Below are 19,653 nucleotides of genomic sequence, written 5' to 3' on the forward strand. Positions count from 1 at the left end.
CGGGTGGCGGTGGTGGATCGGGCGGTGGCGGTGGCGGTGGCGGTCACGGCGGCGGCGGCGGGGGATCAGGCGGTGGCCACGGGGGCGGTGGATCCGGAGGCGGAAGTTCAGGCGGCTCCGGCGGCGGTCATGGTGGCGGCGGTTCGAGCAGTGGCGGCAGCTCCGGCGGCAGCAGCGCTGGTGGCTCCAGCTCCAGCAGCGCCGGTGGCGGTGGTGGACGGAGTTCCGAAAGCCGTAGCGCCAGCAGTTCCCGGTCTGACGACCGTGGCCGGGAGTCGGAAGCCCGTGGCCGCGAATCCGAAGCCCGGGGGCGCACTGCCGAAGGCGAGACCGAGGCCCGGGGCCGGGAAGCCGAAGCCCGGGGACGTGCTGCCGAGGGCGAGACGGAAGCGCGCGGTCGCGAGACCGAGGCCCGGGGCCGGGAAGCCGAAGCCCGGGGACGTGCCGCCGAGGGCGAGACGGAAGCACGCGGTCGCGAGGCCGAAGCCCGTGGCCGGGTCGCCGAGGGCGAGACGCATCGTCGCGGGCTCGACGACGCGGCCCGCGCATCCACCCGCGCGGAGATCGAGAAGGGCATGGCTGCTTCGACGTCAACCGCCCGGATTTCAGCCTACGAGCACGCAGTACGGGAAGCAGGCCGGATCGAGGATGCGGCGGCCCGGCGGGAAGCCCTGGGTGCTGCGGCGGGTATGCTGAGCCACCGCTGACCGTTCCCCTACCGATCGATAGTACGGCGAGCGCGGCGGACAAGTCTCCGCCGCGCTCGACTTTGTTTCAGAAGAAAGCCATTATAATTTTAGCTAAGGGGCGCTGATAGTTTCGTGTGCTCCCGATTCTTCGAGCCTCGATTTTCTGTGCTTTCAGGGAGGACGCCGCACCAGGGGCGGCCGGAACGACGCATGAAGCTGTTCTCACGTCTGATCATCCTCGCCGCCCTGCTCGGCGCGGGCGGTGCCGCGTACTGGTATTATAACGTCTATCTGGCCGGCACCATGCCAGTGACTGCCCAGGCACCAGCTCCCGCATCCGGCGGGGGTGGACCGCCCGGCGGCATTCCCGTGGAGGCGCAGAAGGTCGAGGTCGGCGCCGTGTCGCGCTCGGTCACGTCGGTCGGCACGCTGTTCTCCGACGAGTCGGTGATCATCCGGCCGGAAGTCGCCGGCAAGATTACCGAGATCCGGTTCAGCGAGGGGCAGGCGATCCGCAAGGGCGCCGTCGTTCTCCGCATGGACGACGCCATCGCGCGGGCGACGGTCGATCAGGCGCTCGCCAGCCTCAACCTCAGCAAGACGGAAGCGGACCGGGCGGACGAGCTGTACCGCCAGGGTTCCGGCAGCGCCCGTGCCCGCGATCAGGCGCGCGCCAAGCTGCTGGCCGACGAGGCTTCCGTGACGCTGGCCCGCGCCCAGCTTGCCAAGCTGGAACTGAACGCGCCGTTCGACGGCGTGCTGGGGCTGCGGCGAGTCAGCGTCGGCGACGTGGTCCAGGCCGGCAAGGACATCGTTAACCTGGAAGCGATCGAGACGCTGAAGCTGGACTTCCGGGTGCCCGAGCTTTACCTGCCGTCGGTCAAGGTAGGGCAGACGCTGAACATCGTGGTCGATGCGGTGCCCGACCGTAAGTTCGCCGGCACCGTCTTCGCCATCGACCCGCTGGTCGACGTCAACGGCCGCAGCATCAATGTCCGCGCCCGTGTGCCGAACAAGGACGACGCCCTGCGCCCCGGCCTGTTCGCCCGCGTCAACCTGACCCTGACGACGCGCGAGAACTCGATCCTGGTGCCGGAGCAGGCGATGGTCGCGGTCGGCGTCGACCAGTTCGTCTTCAAGGTGGTGGACGGCAAGGTGGCGCGGGTCAAGGTCCGCACCGGCGAGCGCCGCGCCGCCAAGGTGGAGATCCTGGACGGGCTGTCTCCCGATGACGTGATCGTCACCGCCGGACACCTGAAGATCCGCGACGGCGTGCCGGTAACGGTCGTTCCCGCGGTCGGGAGCTGACCGCCATGCAGATGTCCGAACTGAGCATCCGCCGTCCCGTCCTCGCCACCGTCATGAGCTTGACGGTTCTGCTGGTCGGCATCGTGGCCTATCAGCGCCTGTCGGTGCGCGAATACCCCAAGATCGACGAGCCGGTCGTCACCGTCACGACCAAGTACCAGGGCGCCAGCGCCGAGATCGTCGAGAGCCAGGTGACCCAGCCGCTGGAGGAAAGCCTGTCCGGCATCGAGGGCATCGACGTGATGTCGTCGATCAGCCGGTCGGAAACCAGCCAGATCACCGTCCGCTTCCGGATCACCCGCGAACCCGACGTGGCCGCCAACGACGTCCGCGACCGGGTCGGCCGCGTACGCGGCGCCCTGCCGGACGAGATCGACGAACCGGTCATCGCCAAGGTCGAGGCCGACGCCCAGCCGATCATCTATCTGGCCTTCTCCAGCGACCGCCACTCGCCGCTGGACGTCACCGATTACGCCGACCGCTTCGTCAAGGACCGGCTTCAGAACCTGCCCGGCGTCGCCGATATCCGGATCTTCGGCGAGCGGCGCTATGCGATGCGGATCTGGCTCGACCCGACCCGGCTGGCGGCTTACCGGGTCACCCCGCAGGACGTCGAATCGGCGCTGCGCCGCCAGAACATCGAAATCCCGGCGGGCCGGGTGGAAAGCGTCCAGCGGGAGTTCACCGTCGTGTCGGAAACCGACATGCGGACCCCGGCGGAGTTCGAGAACATCATCCTGCGCGACGAGTCCGGCTATCTGGTCCGGCTGCGCGATGTCGGCCGGGCGGAGATCGGGGCGCGCGACGAGCGGGTGAACGCCCGGTTCAACGGCCGCAATGCCGTCGCCATGGGCGTCGTCAAGCAGTCCACCGCCAACCCGCTGGACGTCTCCAAGGCGGTGCAGAAGACGCTGCCGGTGATCCGCGCCGGCCTGCCGGAAGGCATGAGCGTCGATATCGGCTACGACAGCTCCGTCTTCATCGCCGAATCGATCGACGCCGTCTTCCACACGATCCTGGAAGCGATCGTCCTGGTCGTGCTGGTGATCTTCTTCTTTCTGCGGTCGCTGCGTGCGACGCTGATCCCGCTGGTGACCATCCCGGTGTCGCTGATCGGCGCCTTCGCGATCATGTTCGTCTTCGGATTCAGCATCAACACGCTGACTCTGCTGGCGATGGTGCTGGCGATCGGGCTGGTCGTGGACGACGCCATCGTCATGCTGGAGAACATCTACCGCCACGTCGAGGAAGGCATGCCGCCGTTCCAGGCAGCCCTCAAGGGCGCGCGGGAGATCGGCTTCGCCGTCGTCGCCATGACCATCACCCTGGCGGCGGTGTACGCGCCGATCGGCTTCCAGACCGGACGTACGGGGCGGCTGTTCACGGAGTTCGCGCTGACTTTGGCGGGCGCCGTGCTGGTGTCGGGCTTCGTGGCGCTGACCCTGTCGCCGATGATGTGCTCCAAGTTGCTGAAGCATCAGGCGAAGCACGGCCTGATGTTCAACCTGATCGAAGGCTTCCTGAACGGCCTGACCAACGGCTACCGCTGGCTGCTGCGCAATTCCCTGCGCGTCCGGCCCTTGGTCCTGCTGGTCGGTCTGGGAGTCGCCGGCTCCAGCTATGTACTGTTCGGCCAGATCAAGTCGGAACTGGCGCCGACCGAGGACCGGGGCACCATCGTCGGCATCGCGATAGCTCCCGAAGGTTCGACCATCGAGTACACCGACCGTTATACCCGCGTGATCGAAGGCTTCTACAAGCAGATCCCGGTGGTCGAGAAGTTCTTCATGGTCGTGGGCTTCCCGGTAGTCAATCAGGCGATCTCCTTCGTCCGGCTGATCGACTGGGACCAGCGCGACGTCAAGCAGCAGCAGATCGTCCAGCAGCTCGGTCCGAAGATGTTCGGCGTGCCCGGCACGCTGGCCTTCGCGGTCAATCCGCCCTCATTGGGGCAGAGCCCGACCGAGAAGCCGATCCAGTTCGTCATCCAGACATCGCTTCCCTATGGCGAGTTGCAGGTGATGGTCGACAAGATCATGGCCGAGGCGCGGACCAACCCCGGCTTGATCAACGTCGACAGCGACCTGAAACTGAACAAGCCGGAACTGAAGGTCTCGCTGGACCGCGACAAGGCGGCGGACCTTGGGCTGGAGATCGATACGATCGGCCGGACGCTGGAAACCCTGCTGGGCGGACGTCAGGTCACGCGCTTCAAGCAGAACGGCAAGCAGTATGACGTGATCGTCCAGGTCGGCGGCGTGGACCGCACCAACCCGGACGACATCGCCCGCATCTATGTGCGCGGTAAGCAGAACGAGATGGTCAGCCTCGCCAACCTACTGAAGATCGAGGAGCGGGTGTCGCCGAAGGAACTGAACCACTTCAATAAACTGCGCTCCGCCACCATCACCGCGACGCTGGGGCCGAACTACACGCTGGGCGAGGGGTTGACCTTCCTGACGGATGCTGCGGAACGGGTGCTGTCGGCCTCGGCGGCGCAGGTTGACTATGCCGGCCAGAGCCGCGAATTCCACGAGACCAGCAGCAGCCTCTACGTTACGTTTATCCTCGCGCTGGCCTTCATCTATCTGGTGCTGGCGGCCCAGTTCGAGAGCTTCATCGACCCGTTCGTCATCATGCTGACGGTGCCGCTGTCGATCACCGGAGCGCTGCTGGCGCTGAAGCTGACCGGAGCGACGATGAACGTCTACAGCCAGATCGGCTTGGTGACGCTGGTCGGCCTGATCACCAAGCACGGCATCCTGATCGTGGAGTTCGGCAACCAGCTTCAGCGTCAGGGCGTGGACGTACGGGACGCCGTGATCCAGTCCGCCGTGCTGCGCCTGCGCCCGATCCTGATGACCACGGGCGCCATGGTCCTGGGGGCGGTTCCTCTGGCGCTTGCGACCGGCGCCGGCGCCGAAAGCCGGCAGGCGATCGGCGCTGTCATCGTCGGCGGCATGCTGCTGGGAACGGTGCTGACCCTGTTCGTCGTGCCGACCGTCTATACATACATCGCGAAGAAAAAGCCGTTCGAGGGCGAAGCTCCCGTAGCCACGCAATTGCATCCGGCGGAGTGAGCCAGTCGCTATAAACCTCGGATTTGTAGGTCGGTATAGTACTACCGCGGATCGACTCGCTCCGGAACTTGTCGGCTTTACTGTTGACGTCAAGTCAGGATCGTTTTGGCGATCCGTCACATCAACTCGCGACGTGCACAACTCTGCTCGAGATGATGCCAATTCAGTAACGACCTTCCTTGATCAGCAGGGCCGCAAATGTCTGACTCGGCGAGCCGGATTGCCGGCTATGGCCATTGGGTTGCGAATAGCCTTCGTTCGTTGTGGGCAGCCGAAGCCTCGAAGGATTATCTTCAGGCAAACACACGGCAGGCGGAGCTCGAAGGCCTCCAGTTTGCCTTTTACGCAAGGCTGACGGCTATCGTCATCGTTTCGGCGTGGCTTTTCTCGATCGTGCCCTGGCCGCGCGACCTCTATTACGGCGGATACGCCTTCGGGTTCTTCCTGCTTGGCTACATCCCGTACCGATTGCGGCACCATCCTCACGGCGAAACCATCAAGCTTGGCTTTATCGTTCTTGACGTGGCCTTGGTGTCCGCGGCGATCCTGGTTCCGCCTCCGGTCGATTTCGGCTCACAATGGCCCGTCCAGACGCGGTTGCGCGGCCAGGAGTTTCTCTACCTTCTGCTGCTCCCCGCCGAGGCCGCCCTGACCTATTCGCCAAGACGCGTCATCTGGACAGGGGTGTCGATCCTCGTCATCTGGTCGATCGGAGTGTTCACGATCTACTCCCAGCCGGACACTCTGCGCTTCAATGACGTCGCCGCCGAAGAGGTGCTGACGTCGGCCACTGTCCTGGAACTTTCCCTACAGCCGACCTTCGTTGGCCTGACGCCGTGGTATACCCAGCTTGTCGCGACGTCCCTGTTCACCCTGCTCCTGACGCTGACCGTCTGGCGCAGTCGGCGGACCTTGTTGAGGCAGGTCGAGACCGAGATCGTGCGGGCGGATCTCGCGCGCTATGTTTCTCCGGATGTGGCCGAGGCTCTTACCAAACGCGGCGGGACCAGGTTTGGAGATCCGACGACAAGGACGGTGACCGTCCTGTTCGCGGATATCGTCGGGTTTACGAAGCTAAGTGAAACCCTGTCCCCCGACCGAACATTCACCTTGCTGCGGAGCTTTCAGGAGCGAAGCTGCGCCATTGTCTTCAAACATGGAGGAACACTCGACAAGTACCTGGGCGACGGCTTCATGGCGACTTTCGGCTCGATCGACCCGCAACCGGACGCTTCGGCCCGCGCGCTCGCCTGTGCGTTCGAACTTCAACGGGAAATCGAACGCTGGAGCCTGAAAAGGTCCGGCGACGGCGCGGATCCACTTCGCACATCGATCGGAGTCCACTGTGGTCCCGTGACGGTCGGGAATCTCGGTGGCCGGGAACGTGTCGAGTTTACCGTCGTCGGGGACGTGGTGAACGTAGCGAGCAGACTGGAGGAGGTTACCCGGGAGATCGGTGGTTCGATCGTGGTCTCGGAGGACTGCATCGGGGCAGCGGGACGCTCGGAGTGGATCGACAGGTTTCAGTCGTCTCGCGAGATTCACCTCCGAGGCCGCCAGCAGGGCATCGTCGTTCACATTGCGGTATGATACCAGGGGCCGAAGACGGCGCGACCTGTGTGGAGGGTGCTTGTTGGGCCACGGCCCAACCTACAGGCTCCTGCTTCGTAGGTTGGGCCGTGGCCCAACACTTGCCGAACGCCTCCTCGTGGTTCCCGGAGTGGGCCTCAGGCCGGCAGCAGGGAGGCGATCATCTTCAGCAATTCCGTCGGGCGGACCGGCTTTCCCAGAAAAGCGTTCATCCCGGCGGCATGGCAGGCCTCGCGGTTCTCGCCGTCGGTATGGGCCGTCACGGCGATGATCGGGGTCCGGGATTCATCGCCGGGCAAAGCGCGGATCTGGCGGGTTGCCTCGATCCCATCCATGCGTGGCATCATGACGTCCATCAGGACCAACCCGATGCCGCCTTCCCGGATGGCGTCAACGGCGGTGGAGCCGTCCGGAACGATACGCGTCTGATACCCGGCCTTGCGGCAGATGAGATCCACCAGCTTCTGGTTGATCGGGTTGTCTTCGGCGATCAGGATCTGCATGTGCGCTCCGGCAGCCCGGAAAATATCCGGGAAAAGAACTTTAGAGAGAAATATAAACAATTTTCAAACTAAATAAGTGAATAGCGTGGTCTGCCGGGTTCGGTCAATCGGGAAAGGCTCGTTTGTCCGTTAGAGGAAACGACCTATGCCTTTGGGCAGGTCCTGCGCGGCTTCGGTCACCGGCAGCAACAGCCGCGTTCCGGCCGCGTGGAAAGTCAGGGTGATCGTCCGGCAATCGACCAGCCGCGTTTCAGCCGCTTCCGCCCCAGTGCCGGGATTTACGGGAAAGGCCGGGAAGCATGCGCCGGCAAGGCTTAGACGAAGGCGGCTGCCGGCCGGGACCGTGACGCAGACCGCTCTCATGCCGACCTGGACAGGGCGGATGGCGTTACCCTCCTCGACCCGCCGGTAGCCCTGGGTCAGGTTCAGGACGCGGCCATCAGGCTCGACCTGCGCCAGGACGGCCGAGATGTCGAAGCTCGGCGCATCGGCCTCCACCATCAGGTCGAGCCGGACCGGTCCGGCCAGAAGCAGCGGCGTTTTGAGCGGCTCGGTCGTGTAGCAGGCGATATCGGCGCGCTCGTCCAGCGCCGCCCGGTCACGCACTCCGCTTTCGCTGCCGGCATGTCCGCCGATGCTCGGAATCGGACGCCAGGGATCGTGGACGATGCGGTCGGGAAACGCGCAATCGATCGGCTGGGGCGTCAGCCTGCCGTCTTCCGTGCTGATGGCGGCAAGGCCGGTGCTGGAAATGTGGAGGGGGGCAGGCTCCGGTGACGGCAGGGCGTCGTAGACTTGCCACCGCTTCGTGCCGAGATCGAACAGCTCGACGGCGGGTCGCACCGGTCCGGCCTTGCCCTTCAGGTGACGGTCGAACCACGCGACCTGTTCGGCGTCGATCCTGCTGACCGCTTCGGCGCCGAAATCGACGGCTCCCACTCTGCGGCTCCAGGGCATGTGGGTCCAGGGACCGACCAGCAGCCGTTGCGGCGACGCGGAACGCCGGCTGATCTCGTGGAAAGCGTTGAGCGTGCCGGTCAGCATCTGGTCGAACCAGCCGCCGACGAACAGCATCGGCACGTCGACCGGCTTGTCGGACAGCAGCGCGCGGGGTGAGATCCCGTCCCAGTAGCTGCCGGGAAGTAGATTGCCGAGCCAGTCGTCATAGTGGGAATAGCGGGCGTAGCCGCGCAGCACGCGCGGATGGGTCGGCAGCTCCTCGTCCAGCGGCAGGTTCCGCGATGCGGCGTAAAGGGCCTGATGGGCGATGAAGTCCTGGCGCCTCCGGGCGGCTTCCGCCGCCATCTGGATGCCCCAGGCAAGGTTGTCGGCCAGCCGGAAGGCTCCCCCTTCATAGGCCCAGTCGGCATGCATGTCCCATGCAACCATGGCGGGGCACAGCGCCTTCAGCGCCGGCGCCCCGGCCGACAGCGCCAGCAACTGGATATTGCCCTGATAGGAGAAGCCGTACATGCCGACCTCGCCGGTCGACCCCGGCAGGTCGGCAGCCCAGGCGACCGCGTCGGCGCCGTCCTCCGCCTCATGTTCGAACAAACGGAACTCCCCGCCGGACGTGCCGCAGCCGCGCACGTCCTGAACAACCACGATGTACCCATGGGCCGCGTACCAGGCGGGATGGGCATAGACGACGGTGCTCGCTATGACGCGGCCATAGGGCTGGCGCATCAGCAGGACCGGGAACGGACCGGGGGCCTCCGGCACATAGACGTCGGCGTCCAGCCGCGTTCCGTCGCGCGCATTCATCGACAGGGTTTCCGGCGGACGGACAGGGATCATGGCGTCGGTCCTCAAGGCCGTTCGGAGTGCAGGCCGTTCAGAAGGTGATCGGATGTGGTGACGAAGCCGAAGCACTGCTTCACATTGTACAGCGTCGCCTCAAGACAATAGCTGGGAGACGTGGTAGCCGAGCAATCGCTTACCAGAATGCAGTCATAGCCCAGGAAATTGGCGTCCTGGAGCGTACAGAGGACGCATTGGTCCACGTTGACCCCGGCGAACAGCAGCGTCGTGACGCCCAGGTTGCGCAGGATGCTGTCCAGTTCGGTATCCCAGAACCCGCTTATGCGGTACTTGGCGACATGGATATCGGCCGGCTCCGCCGTCAGGCCGTCCACGATGGCCGCCGCCCAGCTGTCGCGTTCGAGCACCCGAGCACCGGCCGCCGGGCTCGCGGAGCCGGGCAGCGGATCGCCCAGTCCGACGCCTTCGCCGGTCGGCTTGTAGACATGGAGCAGGGAAGGGCTCAGGTTCAGCCGGTCGGGGCGGTTGCCCCAGTTCAGCCAGAGCACCGGAACGCCTTTTCCGCGCAGGCGCGGAAGCAGCGCCTGAAGCGGCGCTATCGGGGTGCGGACGGGTGTCACGTCCACCCCGATATGCGACAGCCAGCCGTGGGGCGAACAGAAATCGTTCTGCATGTCGATCACGACGATGGCGGTGCGGGCGAGATCGATGACGATGTTCTGCGGCTCGGCCTTGGCGGCCAAGGGATAGGGTGTCGGCGGCGGCCGCACCATGTCCACCGTTTCCCTGCACACGCGCCAGCGGTTTACCGGTGTCGAGCCGAGTGGAACCATCGCCTATCCCCTGTCCTGGTATCACCCCTCCAGGACCCGCACGCACACGCCATGCCAGAAACGGCGGTGGCGGCTTACTCCCATATGCTCCGGCATCCGGTAATCCGATCCGGCTATGCCCACACCGATGCCCGCCAAATGGGCGGTGACTTGCCCGTCTATTGGGCTTGATGCGCCGCCAGTACCCGGTATCGTAAGGTGCTATGACGAACGATTGGGCGGCAAGGTGTCGGACATGGCTGACGGGGACCGGGGAAAGCCGATGAACGGACTGCACGGGAACCGGCTCGGCGCCTTCTGCCCTCACATCGCCCTGGACGTGCCGGGCGCCGCCGAGGGGCCGCTGGCAGGATTGACTTTCGCGGCGAAAGATCTGTTCGACGTGGCCGGGCACGCCACGGGGGCCGGCAACCCGACATGGCTTGCGACCCATCCGCCGGCAACCGCCACCGCGCCCGCCGTGAAGACTCTGCTGGATGCCGGGGCGCGGCTGGTCGGCAAGACGATCACCGACGAACTGGCCTTCAGCATCAACGGCGAGAACGCCCATTACGGCACTCCGTTGAACGCCAAGGCGCCGCAGCGCATCCCCGGCGGCTCGTCCAGCGGGTCGGCTTCCGCCGTTGCCGGCGGCGCCGTCCCGCTGGCGCTGGGGACGGACACCGGCGGCTCCGTCCGGGTGCCCGCGGCCTTCTGCGGGATCTACGGCTTCCGCCCGACCCATGGGCGCATTTCGCTGGACGGCATCACGCCGCTGGCTCCCAGTTTCGATTCGGTCGGGTGGTTCACCCGCGACGCCGGACTGCTGGAACGGGTGGGGCGGGTCCTGCTGGACCTTCCGGGTGACGAAGAAGGACGGCCCCGCAGCCTCCTGCTGGTGGAGGACGCCTTCGCCATGACCGACCCGTCCGCCCGGGCGGCGCTGGGTCCGGCGATCGACGCCGTCACCGCCACGCTGGGATCGCCGCGCGATGTCAGGCTGAGCGGCGACGGGCTGGGCGAAGGCTGGCTGAACGCTTTCCGCACTTTGCAGATGCACGAGGTCTGGCGCACCCACGGCGCCTGGATTTCCGGTCACCGGCCGCATTTCGGACCCGGCGTCGCCGAACGGTTCCAAGCGGCGTCGCGGGTGACCGACAAGGCTGCCGGCGAGGCGGCCAACTTCCGCCGACGCGTGACGGAGCAGATGGACAGCCTGCTGGCGGGCGGCGACCTCCTGCTGATGCCGACGGCGCCCGGCATAGCGCCGCTGAAGAACACGCCGCAGGGGGAACTCGACCAGTTCCGCGCCCAGGTCCTCAGCATGACCTGCATCGCCGGGCTTGCCCGCCTACCTCAGGTCAGCCTGCCGGCCGCCGAGATCGAGGGCTGCCCGGTCGGGCTGTCGCTGGTGGCGCGGCGCGGCGGCGACGGGATGCTGCTGGCGGCGGCGAAGCGGGTCGCGGAAGTCCTGTGACGCTGCCCGGTGCCGCCGGTGGCCGATAGCGGCCGGCTTACGACTCGTAGCTGACCAGCGAATTTACCGGCACGTCGAGCTTTTCGGCGCCCTTCAGGAAGGCCAGCTCGATCAGGAACTGTGCCGCGACCACCTCGGCGCCGACGCTCCGCAGCAGGTTGATGGCGGCGACCATCGTGCCGCCGGTAGCGAGCAGATCGTCGCACACGACGACGCGGGCGCCCGGCTTGATGGCGTCAGCCTGGATCTCGATCGTGTCGGAGCCGTATTCCAGGTCGTAGTTGTGGGTGATGATGTCGCCCGGCAGCTTGCCGCGCTTGCGGATCATGACGAAACCCAGGCCCAGCGTCAGCGCCAGCGGGGCTGCGACCAGGAACCCGCGCGATTCGATCCCGACTAGGACGTCCGGCTTGTAGGGCTTGACCGCGTCGGCCAGTTGGCCGACGGCATCCTTCCAGGCTTCGGCATGGGCGAGCAGCGTGGAAATGTCGTAGAACAGGATACCGGGCTTGGGAAAGTCCGGGATGCTGCGGATATGGTCTTTTATGTTCATCGCTGTCCTGCGAATTCCCGTGACTGGTTCCCATGAATGGATCAGGGCGGCATCCTAGTGGGCCGGCGCATCACATGCAAACAGGTGACCCGTCATGACGGATCTTCAGGTGAACGGCGGGGGATGGATCGAGGCCGTCGAAGCGGGTGATCGCGGCGGTCCGGCGCTCGCCGCGGTCGGGCGCTGGGTCATCGCGACCGCCCGCGAACTGAGCGCCGACCTGGAGACGGTCAGGCTCGAGCGGGGCAGGGCCATGCGCCTCGACCTCGGCCGGCTCGAGGCGGTCGATACCGTCGGCGCCCTGCTGCTGCTGCGGTTCCAGGCGAAGCTGAACGCGGCCGGCTCCCCGCTGGAACTGACGGGAGCCAGCCCCGCCCACGCCGCCCTGATCGAGGCGGTGAGACGCGCCGACCGGCGCTGCGACCATACCGTCAAGGACACCCGCCACCCCATCGTAGCGATGGTCGAGCGAACCGGTGCCGCCACCTTCCAGGCCGGGCGGGAGGCGTTGGATCTTCTGAACTTCCTGGGCATGATGGTGACGGCGCTGGCGCGGACGGTCGCCTCGCCCCGGCGGCTGCGGGGCATAGCGCTGGTCCACCACATCGAGCAGACCGGCCTCAACGCCCTGCCCATCGTCGGACTGCTGTCGTTCCTGATCGGGGTCGTGCTGGCCTACCAGGGGGCGGACCAGCTTCGCCAGTTCGGCGCGGAGCTGTTCGTGGTCAACCTGCTCGGCGTCTCGATCCTGCGGGAGATCGGCATCCTGATGACCTCGATCATCATAGCGGGACGGTCGGGCTCCGCCTTCACGGCCCAGATCGGCACCATGAAGGTCAACCTGGAGGTGGACGCGCTGCGCACCCTCGGCCTCGATCCGATCGAGCTGCTGGTGCTGCCCCGGGCGATCGCCCTGATGATCACGCTGCCGCTGCTGGCGTTCTACGCCGATGTCGTGGGGCTGCTCGGCGGGGCGGTGATGTGCTATTTCGTGCTGGATATCGGGTTCGGCCAGTTCGTCCAGCAGCTCCATGGCGCGATCAAGCTTTCCACGCTTATGGTCGGACTGTGCAAGGCGCCGGTCTTCGCCTTCGTTATAGCCCTGGTCGGATGCTACGAAGGGCTGAAGGTCAGCGGCAGCGCCGAAAGCGTCGGGCGGCTGACGACCCGGTCCGTGGTTGTGGGAATTTTCCTGGTGATCGTTCTCGATGCGCTCTTCTCGATCCTGTTCTCGTATCTCGGCGTCTGAAGAATGCCGGCATCCGACCACAGTGCCGTGATCCGGGTGCGTGGGCTGGTCACCCGGTTCGGCGCCCAGACGATCCATGACGGGCTGGACCTGGATGTCCGGCGCGGCGAGGTGCTGGGCGTGGTCGGCGGCTCCGGCACCGGCAAATCGGTGCTGCTCAAGGCCATCATCGGTCTGGTCCGTCCCGCCGCCGGATCGATCGAGGTGCTGGGCGAGGACACGGCCACCCTGAACGACGCCGAACGCATCGGCCTGCAAGCGCGCTGGGGCGTCCTGTTCCAGGACGGCGCGCTGTTCAGCTCGATGACGGTCGCGGAAAACATCCAGGTCCCGCTGAAGGAGCACACGACGCTCGACCGCGCGACCATCGCGGAGGTGGCGCGCATCAAGATCGCCATGACGGGACTGCCGCCGGACGCGGGATTGAAGTATCCGTCGGAACTGTCCGGCGGCATGAAGAAACGGGCGGGGCTGGCCCGAGCGCTGGCGCTCGATCCGGAGATCCTGTTCCTGGACGAGCCGACGGCAGGATTGGACCCGATCGGTGCCGCCGCCTTCGACGACCTGATAAAGGGCCTCCAGCGCAGCCTGGGCCTGACGGTGTTCATGGTAACCCACGACCTCGACAGCCTGCGCGCGATCTGCGACCGTATCGCCGTGCTGATCGACAAGCGCATCCTGGTGGACACGATGGAGGCCCTGCGTTTGCTGGACCAACCCTGGATTCGCGAATACTTCCATGGACCGCGCGGCCGGGCCGCCCTTGGCGCGGGTGCCTGAGCGATGGAGACGCGCGCCAGCTATCTCCTGGTCGGCGGCTTCACGCTGGTCTTCATGGCCTGCCTGTTCGCGTTCGTCGTCTGGCTGGCGAAGTCCAGCTACGAGGAAGCGAGCTCGACCCGCTACCACATCTACTTCACCGGCTCGGTCGCTGGATTGCAGGAGGGCAGCCCGGTGCGCTACCGGGGCATCGCCCTGGGATCGGTCCGCGACATCCGGATCGATCCGAAGAACATCGCGCGCGTCCAGGTGACGATCGAGGTCGCGGCCAATACTCCCATCAAGGAGGATGCCGTGGCCTATCTGGCGCTGGAGGGGATTTCCGGCGGCGCCTATGTCGAGATCTCCGGCGGCACCCAGGAAAGCGCCCTGCTGAAGCCGGAAGACGGCGACTTGGCCATCATCCAGAGCCGGCCGTCGTCGCTGGCGGCCCTGGTGGAAACGACGCCGGAACTGCTGACGCGGCTGGTCGGCCTGTCGACCCAGGTCACCGGGTTCCTGACGCAGCAGAACCAGGAGGAAGTCACCCGCATCCTGGTCAATGTCCGCACCATGACCGACCACCTGGCGCAGGCTTCCGCCGGGGCCGGCGGGACGGTCGAGGAGCTGGGCACCACGCTGGGGCTGGTCAACGGCCTCGTCATGGACCTGCGCGACCATGCCGACAAGCTGGCCGGCAGCGCCGACGCGGCGCTGGGGCAGGCGCGCGTCACAATGGGGACGGTCGGCAAGGACGCCAGCCGTCTTTCCACCGACTTCACGCGGCTGTCCGGCGACCTGCGGACCTTGACGGCCTCGCTCGACCGGACGGCGAGGGAAGCCGAAACCCTGCTGAAGGAGAACCGCGAGCCGATCGCCGACTTCACCGCCAGCGGGCTTTACGACTTCACCCTGCTGATGACGGAACTGCGTGGGCTGGTGACCAACCTGTCGCGGGTGACCATGAAGCTCGAGCGCGATCCCGGCGACTTCCTGTTCGGCGGTACCAGGCAGGGCGTCGATGTGCAATAGCAAGGCACGCGGGCGAATAACGGTCGGGTTGACGCTTCTGCTCGGAAGCCTGCTGGCGGCCGGATGCAGCCTGCCGGGATTTTCGCCACCGCCGCAGCTTTTCACCCTGACGCCGAAGAACACCTTCGTCGAGGGGCTGCCGGTGGTCTCCGACCAGATCCTGATCGAAACGCCGGTGGCGGCGGCCGGTCTCGACACCGGGCGGATCGCCCTGAGCCGCAGTTCCACCACGCTCGATTACTTCGCCGGCGTGAGCTGGACCGACAGGGCGCCGGCCATGGTCCAGACGCTGATGGTCGAATCCTTCGAGAACAGCAGCCGCGTCGTGTCCGTCGGCCGCGATACCATCGGGCTGCGGGCGGACTACGTCCTGAAGAGCGAGCTGCGGGAGTTCCAGGCGGAGTACGCCGGAGCCGGCGACGGCGGACCACCCCAGATCCACGTCCGGATCAACGCCAAGCTGGTCGCCATGCCCCGCCGCACCATTGAAGCCGGCAAGACCTTTGAGGCCCTGGAGCGGGCGGGCAGCCCCGCCTTCCAGGACATCATCGCAACTTATGACGAAGCACTCGGCAAGGTCCTGCGCCGGCTGGTCGAATGGTCGCTGACCGAGGCGGCGAGGATCGACCGGCAGAAGCAGGGGCAGGATGCTTGGGGAGGACCGACGCCGTCCTTCCTGAAGCGCCCAGGTTGAGGAACCGAAGCCGGCTTCGTGAGTTTGTTCCCCATGCCTTGAAGAGCGCCGGCTTCCGGCGGAGCAAGCTACGGAGAACAAGTCTTATGAGATCAGCCGTCCTGGGCATGGCGTTCGCCCTGACAGCCGCGACGGTTACGGCAGGAACCATGGTTGCCCCAAACCCGGCGGTGGCGCAGGAGCAGCGCTTCGTCACGATCGGAACCGGAGTCGTCACCGGCCTCTATTATCCGGCGGGAGGGGCGATCTGCCGGCTGGTCAACCGGAGCCGCGCCGAGCACGGCATCCGTTGCGCGGTAGAGTCCTCGGATGGTTCGGTCTTCAACCTGGAGGCCTTGCGGCGGGGCGAAATGGACATGGCCATCGTCCAGTCGGACTGGCAATACCATGCCTACAAGGGCACGGCCCGGTTCCGCGACGAAGGTCCGTTCAAGAACCTGCGGTCCGTCTTCAGCCTGCATGGCGAGCCGCTTACGGTGGTGGCAAGGGCGGATGCAGGCATCGGCACGTTCCAGGACCTCAAGGGCAAGCGGGTCAATATCGGGCCGGAAGGCTCCGGCGGGCGTATCATGCTGGATACGGTGCTGAAGGCCTTCTCGTGGACGGTGCGGGATTTCTCGCTCGCGTCGGAGCTTCCGGCATCCGAGCAGGCCGGCGCACTGTGCGACAACCGGGTCGATGCCATCGTCCTGGCCGGCGGCCATCCCAGCGGCGCCGTTCAGGAGGCCGCCTCAGCGTGTTCGATCGCGCTGGTTCCCGTCGCCGGACGTGCCGTCCAGCGGCTTGTCGGCGACAGTCCCTGGCTTGCCCGCAGCGTCATTCCCGGTGGTCTTTATACCGGCGTTCCCGAAGAGACCGAGACCTTCGGCGTCAAGGCGACTCTCGTCAGTTCCGCCGGGGTGGATGCCGACACGGTCTATGAAATGGTCAGGACCGTGTTCGAAGGCCTGGACGATTTCACGTCGCTCCATCCGGTCCTGCGGGAACTGGAGCCGGAAGCCATGGCGACGGAGGGATTGACGGCTCCGCTCCACGAAGGGGCGAAGCGGTATTTCAAGGAGGCGGGGCTGCGGTAGAACCGGGCTGGGATAGGACTAGGCTGGGACGGGATAGGGCCGGCGAGCCTGCGTTTTGTCGGTTCCTGCTGTCTTCTTTGCGGATCACCGCGTTGTGAATTGCCGGTGATGCACGGCGCTGGCAGCATCGCATCAAACGGGCGGCCCTGGTTCCGCCTGACACCACAACCTTGCGAGTCAGTCATGCGCCAGCCGGTAGCCACGATCTCATTGATCGCCCTGGGCTTCGCCGTCACCGTATTCGGGATCGTTCCGAGAGCTTCGGCACAGGAAACGCCGGTCGAGGAACAGATCGTCGATGCCTTCCAGACCCTTTTCGGCAAGCATCCCGGCCAGCGTGTCAACCATGCCAAGGGCATCGTCGCCGAGGGCAGCTTCAAGGCCTCGCCGGATGCCGCCGGACTGACCCGCGCCGCCCATTTCCAGGCAGGAACCGTCCCCGTGACCGTCCGCTTTTCCAATGCCACGGGCGTCCCGAACATTCCCGACGGCGACCCCAATGCCAATCCCCACGGCTTGGCGGTCAAGTTCAGCTTGCCGGACGGCAGCGAAACCGACATCGTGATCAACAGCCTGCATTTCTTCCCGGTGGCGACCCCGGCCGAATTCCGCGACCTGCTGCTGGCGGTCGCCGCCAGCAAGCCCGACAGCCCGAAGCCGACCAAACTCGAAGAGTTCGTATCGAAGCATCCGGCGGTCGCCAAGGCCGGGGCCACCGTCAGGACGCCGGAGAGCTTCGCCACCGAACAGTATTTCGGCATCAACGCGTTCGGGTTCACCAACAAGGCGGGGGAGACGAGTTTCATCCGCTACGTCGCCGAACCGCTGGCCGGCGTCAAATACCTCGCCCCCGAGGATGCCGCCAAGCGGGCGCCCGACTACTTGAGCGAAGACCTGAAGGCCCGGCTGGCGAAGGCGCCGGTACAGTTCCGCCTGCTGGCCCAGGTCGCGGCCGCCGGCGACCCGATCACCGATGCGACCATCCCCTGGCCGGAAGACCGCAAGCGCGTCGAACTCGGCGTCCTGACGATCACGGCTCCGGCGGCAGACAACGAGGAAGCGGCGAAGTCGCTGCTGTTCCTGCCGGGCAACGTGACCGACGGCGTGGCGCCGTCGGACGACCCGCTGATCGCCGTGCGCGACGCCTCCTACGCGGTCTCGTTCTCCCGCCGGAGCGAGTGACGCTGCCCTGCCCGTGACGGTCAGCGCCGCTGGTCGGACAGGTTCTCCCTGAGGATCTGGCGGACCAGCGGCAGTGCCCTGTCCCGAGGCATCCCGGCGCTCAGGCGGGGATCGTACAGCGTCCGCAGCAGAAGCCGGTCCATCGACCCGAGTTCCCGGTAGCCGATATCGTCGTCCAGCACCGTTTCCGGGTGCCCCGGCGTTTCTCCGAAGAAACCCATGCTCTGGAAGATCTCTTCCAGCAGGCAGGCGCTTACGCCGTCGGGCGGCATGACGCCCGCGTTGATGTGGATCTTCGATCCCCTGATCTCGCCGTTAACGGTGGAGGGAAGGGCGATGCAGGTAAAGGGCTCGTCCTTGACCCCGCTGGCGGGTTCGACGAAGAACGGCCAGTAGGAGGCCCGGTTGGTCACGTATACGTCGATGTCGCCGGCCCAGAGCGGGTTGTCCTCGACCGTGATCTGCTGCCCGGTCAGGTCCGCCAGATCGTCGGCAATCTGCTGGACCCGGGCGAGCCACTCGCTTCCGGCATCGCCGCGCACCGCGATGCCGATAGCGCCCGCCCACTTGGTCACCGGCCTGGCATGGCGCGTTTCGTTCGCCAGCGCACCCTGGTCGAACAGCCCGACGGCGCGGTTCAGCCACTGGGAAGGATGACCGTCGGGGTCGGGAGGTGCCTGAAGCACGATGGCGGGAAGATCGACGGAACTGCCGAGGACCGGCGCCGGAGCCAGCGGCAGGAGCAGCAGCGCGAGCAGGACTGATCGCGATGACGGTGAAGCTCCGGCGGTGTGCTGGCGCATCGTTTCCCTGACCTCCCGCTGCCGGTTGGCATCGACTGCTTCATGTAGAATGGGTTGCCGGACCAATGGGTCCAAGTGGCCGGGCCTTCCTTGTTTCGCGCCCCCGCGGGTATGCCGAAAATCCAGAATGCCCCTTCATGGTTTGTGGGTTAAGCTATCCAGCCGCCGGGAACGTATTCAGCCTTTGAGTCGTTCGTCGGCTGGTGAGTGAAGGACTCAACAATGCGGGTGGGATGATCCGGCAATGACCGACTTCGGTTTGTTGTCACGCGGAGAGTTGCAGGCCATGGCCGATGCGGCGCGTGAAGTGCTGACCTGCCAGCGTGTTCTCACGAAGACCGGCGACAACGTCGTGGGCGAGATTCTTCGCGGTGCCGGCACCTTCTTCGAGTGGCGGCATTACCCGCAGGGCGACATCTACGATTCGGAGCATCACGCCCAGTATTATTACCATGCCCATCCCGAGGAAGAGCGCGTATCGGGCGAGCACGGCCACTTCCATACGTTCCTGCGGCCGCTCGGCATGCCGGCGGGAGTAGCCCCGGCTCCCGTACCCGACCTCAAGGAACCTTCGTCCGAGAACGATGCGCTGTGTCATCTGGTCGGCATTTCGATGGACAGGGCGGGACTGCCGATCCGCCTGTTCACCACCAACCGCTGGGTCACCGGGGAAACATGGTACTCGGCCGGCGACGTGGTTCGCATGCTGGACTGCTTCGTCATCGACCATGCGCGTCCTTCGTGGCCGGCCAATCGCTGGATCACCGCGCTGATGCGGATGTTCCGGCCGCAGATCGTGGAACTGCTCCATGCCCGCGACGCCGAGATCCAGCGGCGATCGGGCATGCATCCCCGCGTCAACATCTTCGAGGACCGAGACCTGGAGGTGACGTCCGAGATGCGCGTGTCGATCGAGGACCAGATCGCCCGGATCGAGCTGGCGCTGGCCCGGGTCCGCCGGCGCGAGGCACCGGCAGAGCGAAGTTTGCTGAAAAGCAGCTCTCAAATTAACTAAAGATTAGGCATTGCAGCCGGAAAATCGACGCGAAGAGTGAGCCGGTCCTTGGGATAATTCCCATGCCGCC

At 65.9% G+C, this 19,653-nt stretch carries 17 protein-coding genes; 12 read left to right on the forward strand and 5 right to left on the reverse strand.

What is annotated here, in order from left to right:
• From N826_RS45710 to N826_RS12020, 4 genes are all read left to right on the forward strand, one after another.
• A partial coding sequence (locus N826_RS45710) for a hypothetical protein (RefSeq protein WP_282183076.1) occupies positions 1-707 on the forward strand: 707 nt, incomplete at its 5' end.
• Positions 708-899: 192 nt separating this feature from the next.
• The gene (locus N826_RS12010) at positions 900-1,997 is read left to right on the forward strand and encodes an efflux RND transporter periplasmic adaptor subunit (protein WP_044429070.1); all 1,098 of its coding nucleotides are present in this window, start codon (positions 900-902) and stop codon (positions 1,995-1,997) included.
• Positions 1,998-2,002: 5 nt separating this feature from the next.
• Positions 2,003-5,077 carry an efflux RND transporter permease subunit gene (locus N826_RS12015; RefSeq protein ID WP_044429071.1) on the forward strand — a complete coding sequence of 1,025 codons (3,075 nt, stop codon included), beginning with the start codon at positions 2,003-2,005 and terminating at the stop codon, positions 5,075-5,077.
• A gap of 198 nt (positions 5,078-5,275) precedes the next feature.
• Positions 5,276-6,667 carry an adenylate/guanylate cyclase domain-containing protein gene (locus tag N826_RS12020; RefSeq protein ID WP_044429072.1) on the forward strand — a complete coding sequence of 464 codons (1,392 nt, stop codon included), beginning with the start codon at positions 5,276-5,278 and terminating at the stop codon, positions 6,665-6,667.
• Positions 6,668-6,804: 137 nt separating this feature from the next.
• Here the strand turns inward: N826_RS12020 and N826_RS12025 are convergent, their stop codons facing one another.
• The 3 genes from N826_RS12025 to N826_RS12035 all read right to left on the reverse strand — a co-directional run bounded on the left by N826_RS12025 (position 6,805) and on the right by N826_RS12035 (position 9,764).
• Entirely contained in the window at positions 6,805-7,170 is a 366-nt protein-coding gene (locus tag N826_RS12025) for a response regulator (protein WP_052831103.1), read from the reverse strand.
• A gap of 129 nt (positions 7,171-7,299) precedes the next feature.
• On the reverse strand, positions 7,300-8,967 hold the full coding sequence (locus N826_RS12030; RefSeq protein ID WP_063772245.1) for a CocE/NonD family hydrolase: 1,668 nt from the start codon (positions 8,965-8,967) through the stop codon (positions 7,300-7,302).
• Between the two features lie 11 nt (positions 8,968-8,978).
• Positions 8,979-9,764 carry a cysteine hydrolase family protein gene (locus N826_RS12035; protein ID WP_044429073.1) on the reverse strand — a complete coding sequence of 262 codons (786 nt, stop codon included), beginning with the start codon at positions 9,762-9,764 and terminating at the stop codon, positions 8,979-8,981.
• A gap of 235 nt (positions 9,765-9,999) precedes the next feature.
• Between N826_RS12035 and N826_RS12040 the strand changes: the two genes are divergently transcribed.
• On the forward strand, positions 10,000-11,220 hold the full coding sequence (locus tag N826_RS12040) for an amidase (protein WP_211099266.1): 1,221 nt from the start codon (positions 10,000-10,002) through the stop codon (positions 11,218-11,220).
• Positions 11,221-11,257: 37 nt separating this feature from the next.
• On the opposite strand, the gene N826_RS12045 is transcribed toward N826_RS12040, so the two are convergent.
• On the reverse strand, positions 11,258-11,773 hold the full coding sequence (locus tag N826_RS12045) for an adenine phosphoribosyltransferase (RefSeq protein ID WP_044429076.1): 516 nt from the start codon (positions 11,771-11,773) through the stop codon (positions 11,258-11,260).
• Positions 11,774-11,867: 94 nt separating this feature from the next.
• Here N826_RS12045 and N826_RS12050 point away from each other — a divergent pair, with 94 nt between their 5' ends.
• The 6 genes from N826_RS12050 to N826_RS12075 all read left to right on the forward strand — a co-directional run bounded on the left by N826_RS12050 (position 11,868) and on the right by N826_RS12075 (position 17,765).
• Positions 11,868-13,022 carry an ABC transporter permease gene (locus tag N826_RS12050; protein WP_084720690.1) on the forward strand — a complete coding sequence of 385 codons (1,155 nt, stop codon included), beginning with the start codon at positions 11,868-11,870 and terminating at the stop codon, positions 13,020-13,022.
• A gap of 3 nt (positions 13,023-13,025) precedes the next feature.
• Complete coding sequence (locus N826_RS12055) at positions 13,026-13,802, forward strand: ABC transporter ATP-binding protein (RefSeq protein WP_044429077.1); 777 nt, start codon at positions 13,026-13,028, stop codon at positions 13,800-13,802.
• Positions 13,803-13,805: 3 nt separating this feature from the next.
• Complete coding sequence (locus N826_RS12060; protein WP_044429078.1) at positions 13,806-14,813, forward strand: MlaD family protein; 1,008 nt, start codon at positions 13,806-13,808, stop codon at positions 14,811-14,813.
• On the forward strand, positions 14,803-15,507 hold the full coding sequence (locus N826_RS12065) for an ABC-type transport auxiliary lipoprotein family protein (RefSeq protein WP_084720691.1): 705 nt from the start codon (positions 14,803-14,805) through the stop codon (positions 15,505-15,507). Before N826_RS12060 ends, N826_RS12065 begins: the two co-directional genes overlap by 11 nt.
• Positions 15,508-15,593: 86 nt before the next feature.
• On the forward strand, positions 15,594-16,583 hold the full coding sequence (locus tag N826_RS12070; protein WP_052831105.1) for a TAXI family TRAP transporter solute-binding subunit: 990 nt from the start codon (positions 15,594-15,596) through the stop codon (positions 16,581-16,583).
• 183 nt (positions 16,584-16,766) lie between these two features.
• Positions 16,767-17,765 (forward strand): catalase family peroxidase, encoded by a 999-nt coding sequence (locus N826_RS12075; protein WP_044429079.1) that lies wholly within the window; start codon positions 16,767-16,769, stop codon positions 17,763-17,765.
• Between the two features lie 20 nt (positions 17,766-17,785).
• Here N826_RS12075 and N826_RS12080 read toward each other — a convergent pair whose 3' ends face one another.
• Positions 17,786-18,568 carry a DUF2927 domain-containing protein gene (locus N826_RS12080; RefSeq protein ID WP_044429080.1) on the reverse strand — a complete coding sequence of 261 codons (783 nt, stop codon included), beginning with the start codon at positions 18,566-18,568 and terminating at the stop codon, positions 17,786-17,788.
• Between the two features lie 244 nt (positions 18,569-18,812).
• Between N826_RS12080 and N826_RS12085 the strand changes: the two genes are divergently transcribed.
• Positions 18,813-19,583, forward strand: coding sequence for a DUF6969 family protein (locus tag N826_RS12085; RefSeq protein WP_044429081.1), 771 nt, complete (start codon positions 18,813-18,815; stop codon positions 19,581-19,583).
• Positions 19,584-19,653 lie beyond the last annotated feature (70 nt).

The sequence above is a fragment of the Skermanella aerolata KACC 11604 genome, from assembly GCF_000936425.1.
In the GTDB taxonomy this organism is placed as follows: domain Bacteria; phylum Pseudomonadota; class Alphaproteobacteria; order Azospirillales; family Azospirillaceae; genus Skermanella; species Skermanella aerolata.

Coding starts and splice junctions, on each gene's coding strand:
- N826_RS12050 (WP_084720690.1), top strand. CDS start 11,868: ATGACGGATCTTCAGGTGAACGGCGGGGGATGGATCGAGGCCGTCGAA.
- N826_RS12065 (WP_084720691.1), top strand. CDS start 14,803: ATGTGCAATAGCAAGGCACGCGGGCGAATAACGGTCGGGTTGACGCTT.
- N826_RS12040 (WP_211099266.1), top strand. CDS start 10,000: ATGGCTGACGGGGACCGGGGAAAGCCGATGAACGGACTGCACGGGAAC.
- N826_RS12085 (WP_044429081.1), top strand. CDS start 18,813: ATGACCGACTTCGGTTTGTTGTCACGCGGAGAGTTGCAGGCCATGGCC.
- N826_RS12035 (WP_044429073.1), bottom strand. CDS start 9,764: ATGGTTCCACTCGGCTCGACACCGGTAAACCGCTGGCGCGTGTGCAGG.
- N826_RS12010 (WP_044429070.1), top strand. CDS start 900: ATGAAGCTGTTCTCACGTCTGATCATCCTCGCCGCCCTGCTCGGCGCG.
- N826_RS12015 (WP_044429071.1), top strand. CDS start 2,003: ATGCAGATGTCCGAACTGAGCATCCGCCGTCCCGTCCTCGCCACCGTC.
- N826_RS12070 (WP_052831105.1), top strand. CDS start 15,594: ATGAGATCAGCCGTCCTGGGCATGGCGTTCGCCCTGACAGCCGCGACG.
- N826_RS12080 (WP_044429080.1), bottom strand. CDS start 18,568: ATGCGCCAGCACACCGCCGGAGCTTCACCGTCATCGCGATCAGTCCTG.
- N826_RS12075 (WP_044429079.1), top strand. CDS start 16,767: ATGCGCCAGCCGGTAGCCACGATCTCATTGATCGCCCTGGGCTTCGCC.
- N826_RS12060 (WP_044429078.1), top strand. CDS start 13,806: ATGGAGACGCGCGCCAGCTATCTCCTGGTCGGCGGCTTCACGCTGGTC.
- N826_RS12030 (WP_063772245.1), bottom strand. CDS start 8,967: ATGATCCCTGTCCGTCCGCCGGAAACCCTGTCGATGAATGCGCGCGAC.
- N826_RS12045 (WP_044429076.1), bottom strand. CDS start 11,773: ATGAACATAAAAGACCATATCCGCAGCATCCCGGACTTTCCCAAGCCC.
- N826_RS12055 (WP_044429077.1), top strand. CDS start 13,026: ATGCCGGCATCCGACCACAGTGCCGTGATCCGGGTGCGTGGGCTGGTC.
- N826_RS12020 (WP_044429072.1), top strand. CDS start 5,276: ATGTCTGACTCGGCGAGCCGGATTGCCGGCTATGGCCATTGGGTTGCG.
- N826_RS12025 (WP_052831103.1), bottom strand. CDS start 7,170: ATGCAGATCCTGATCGCCGAAGACAACCCGATCAACCAGAAGCTGGTG.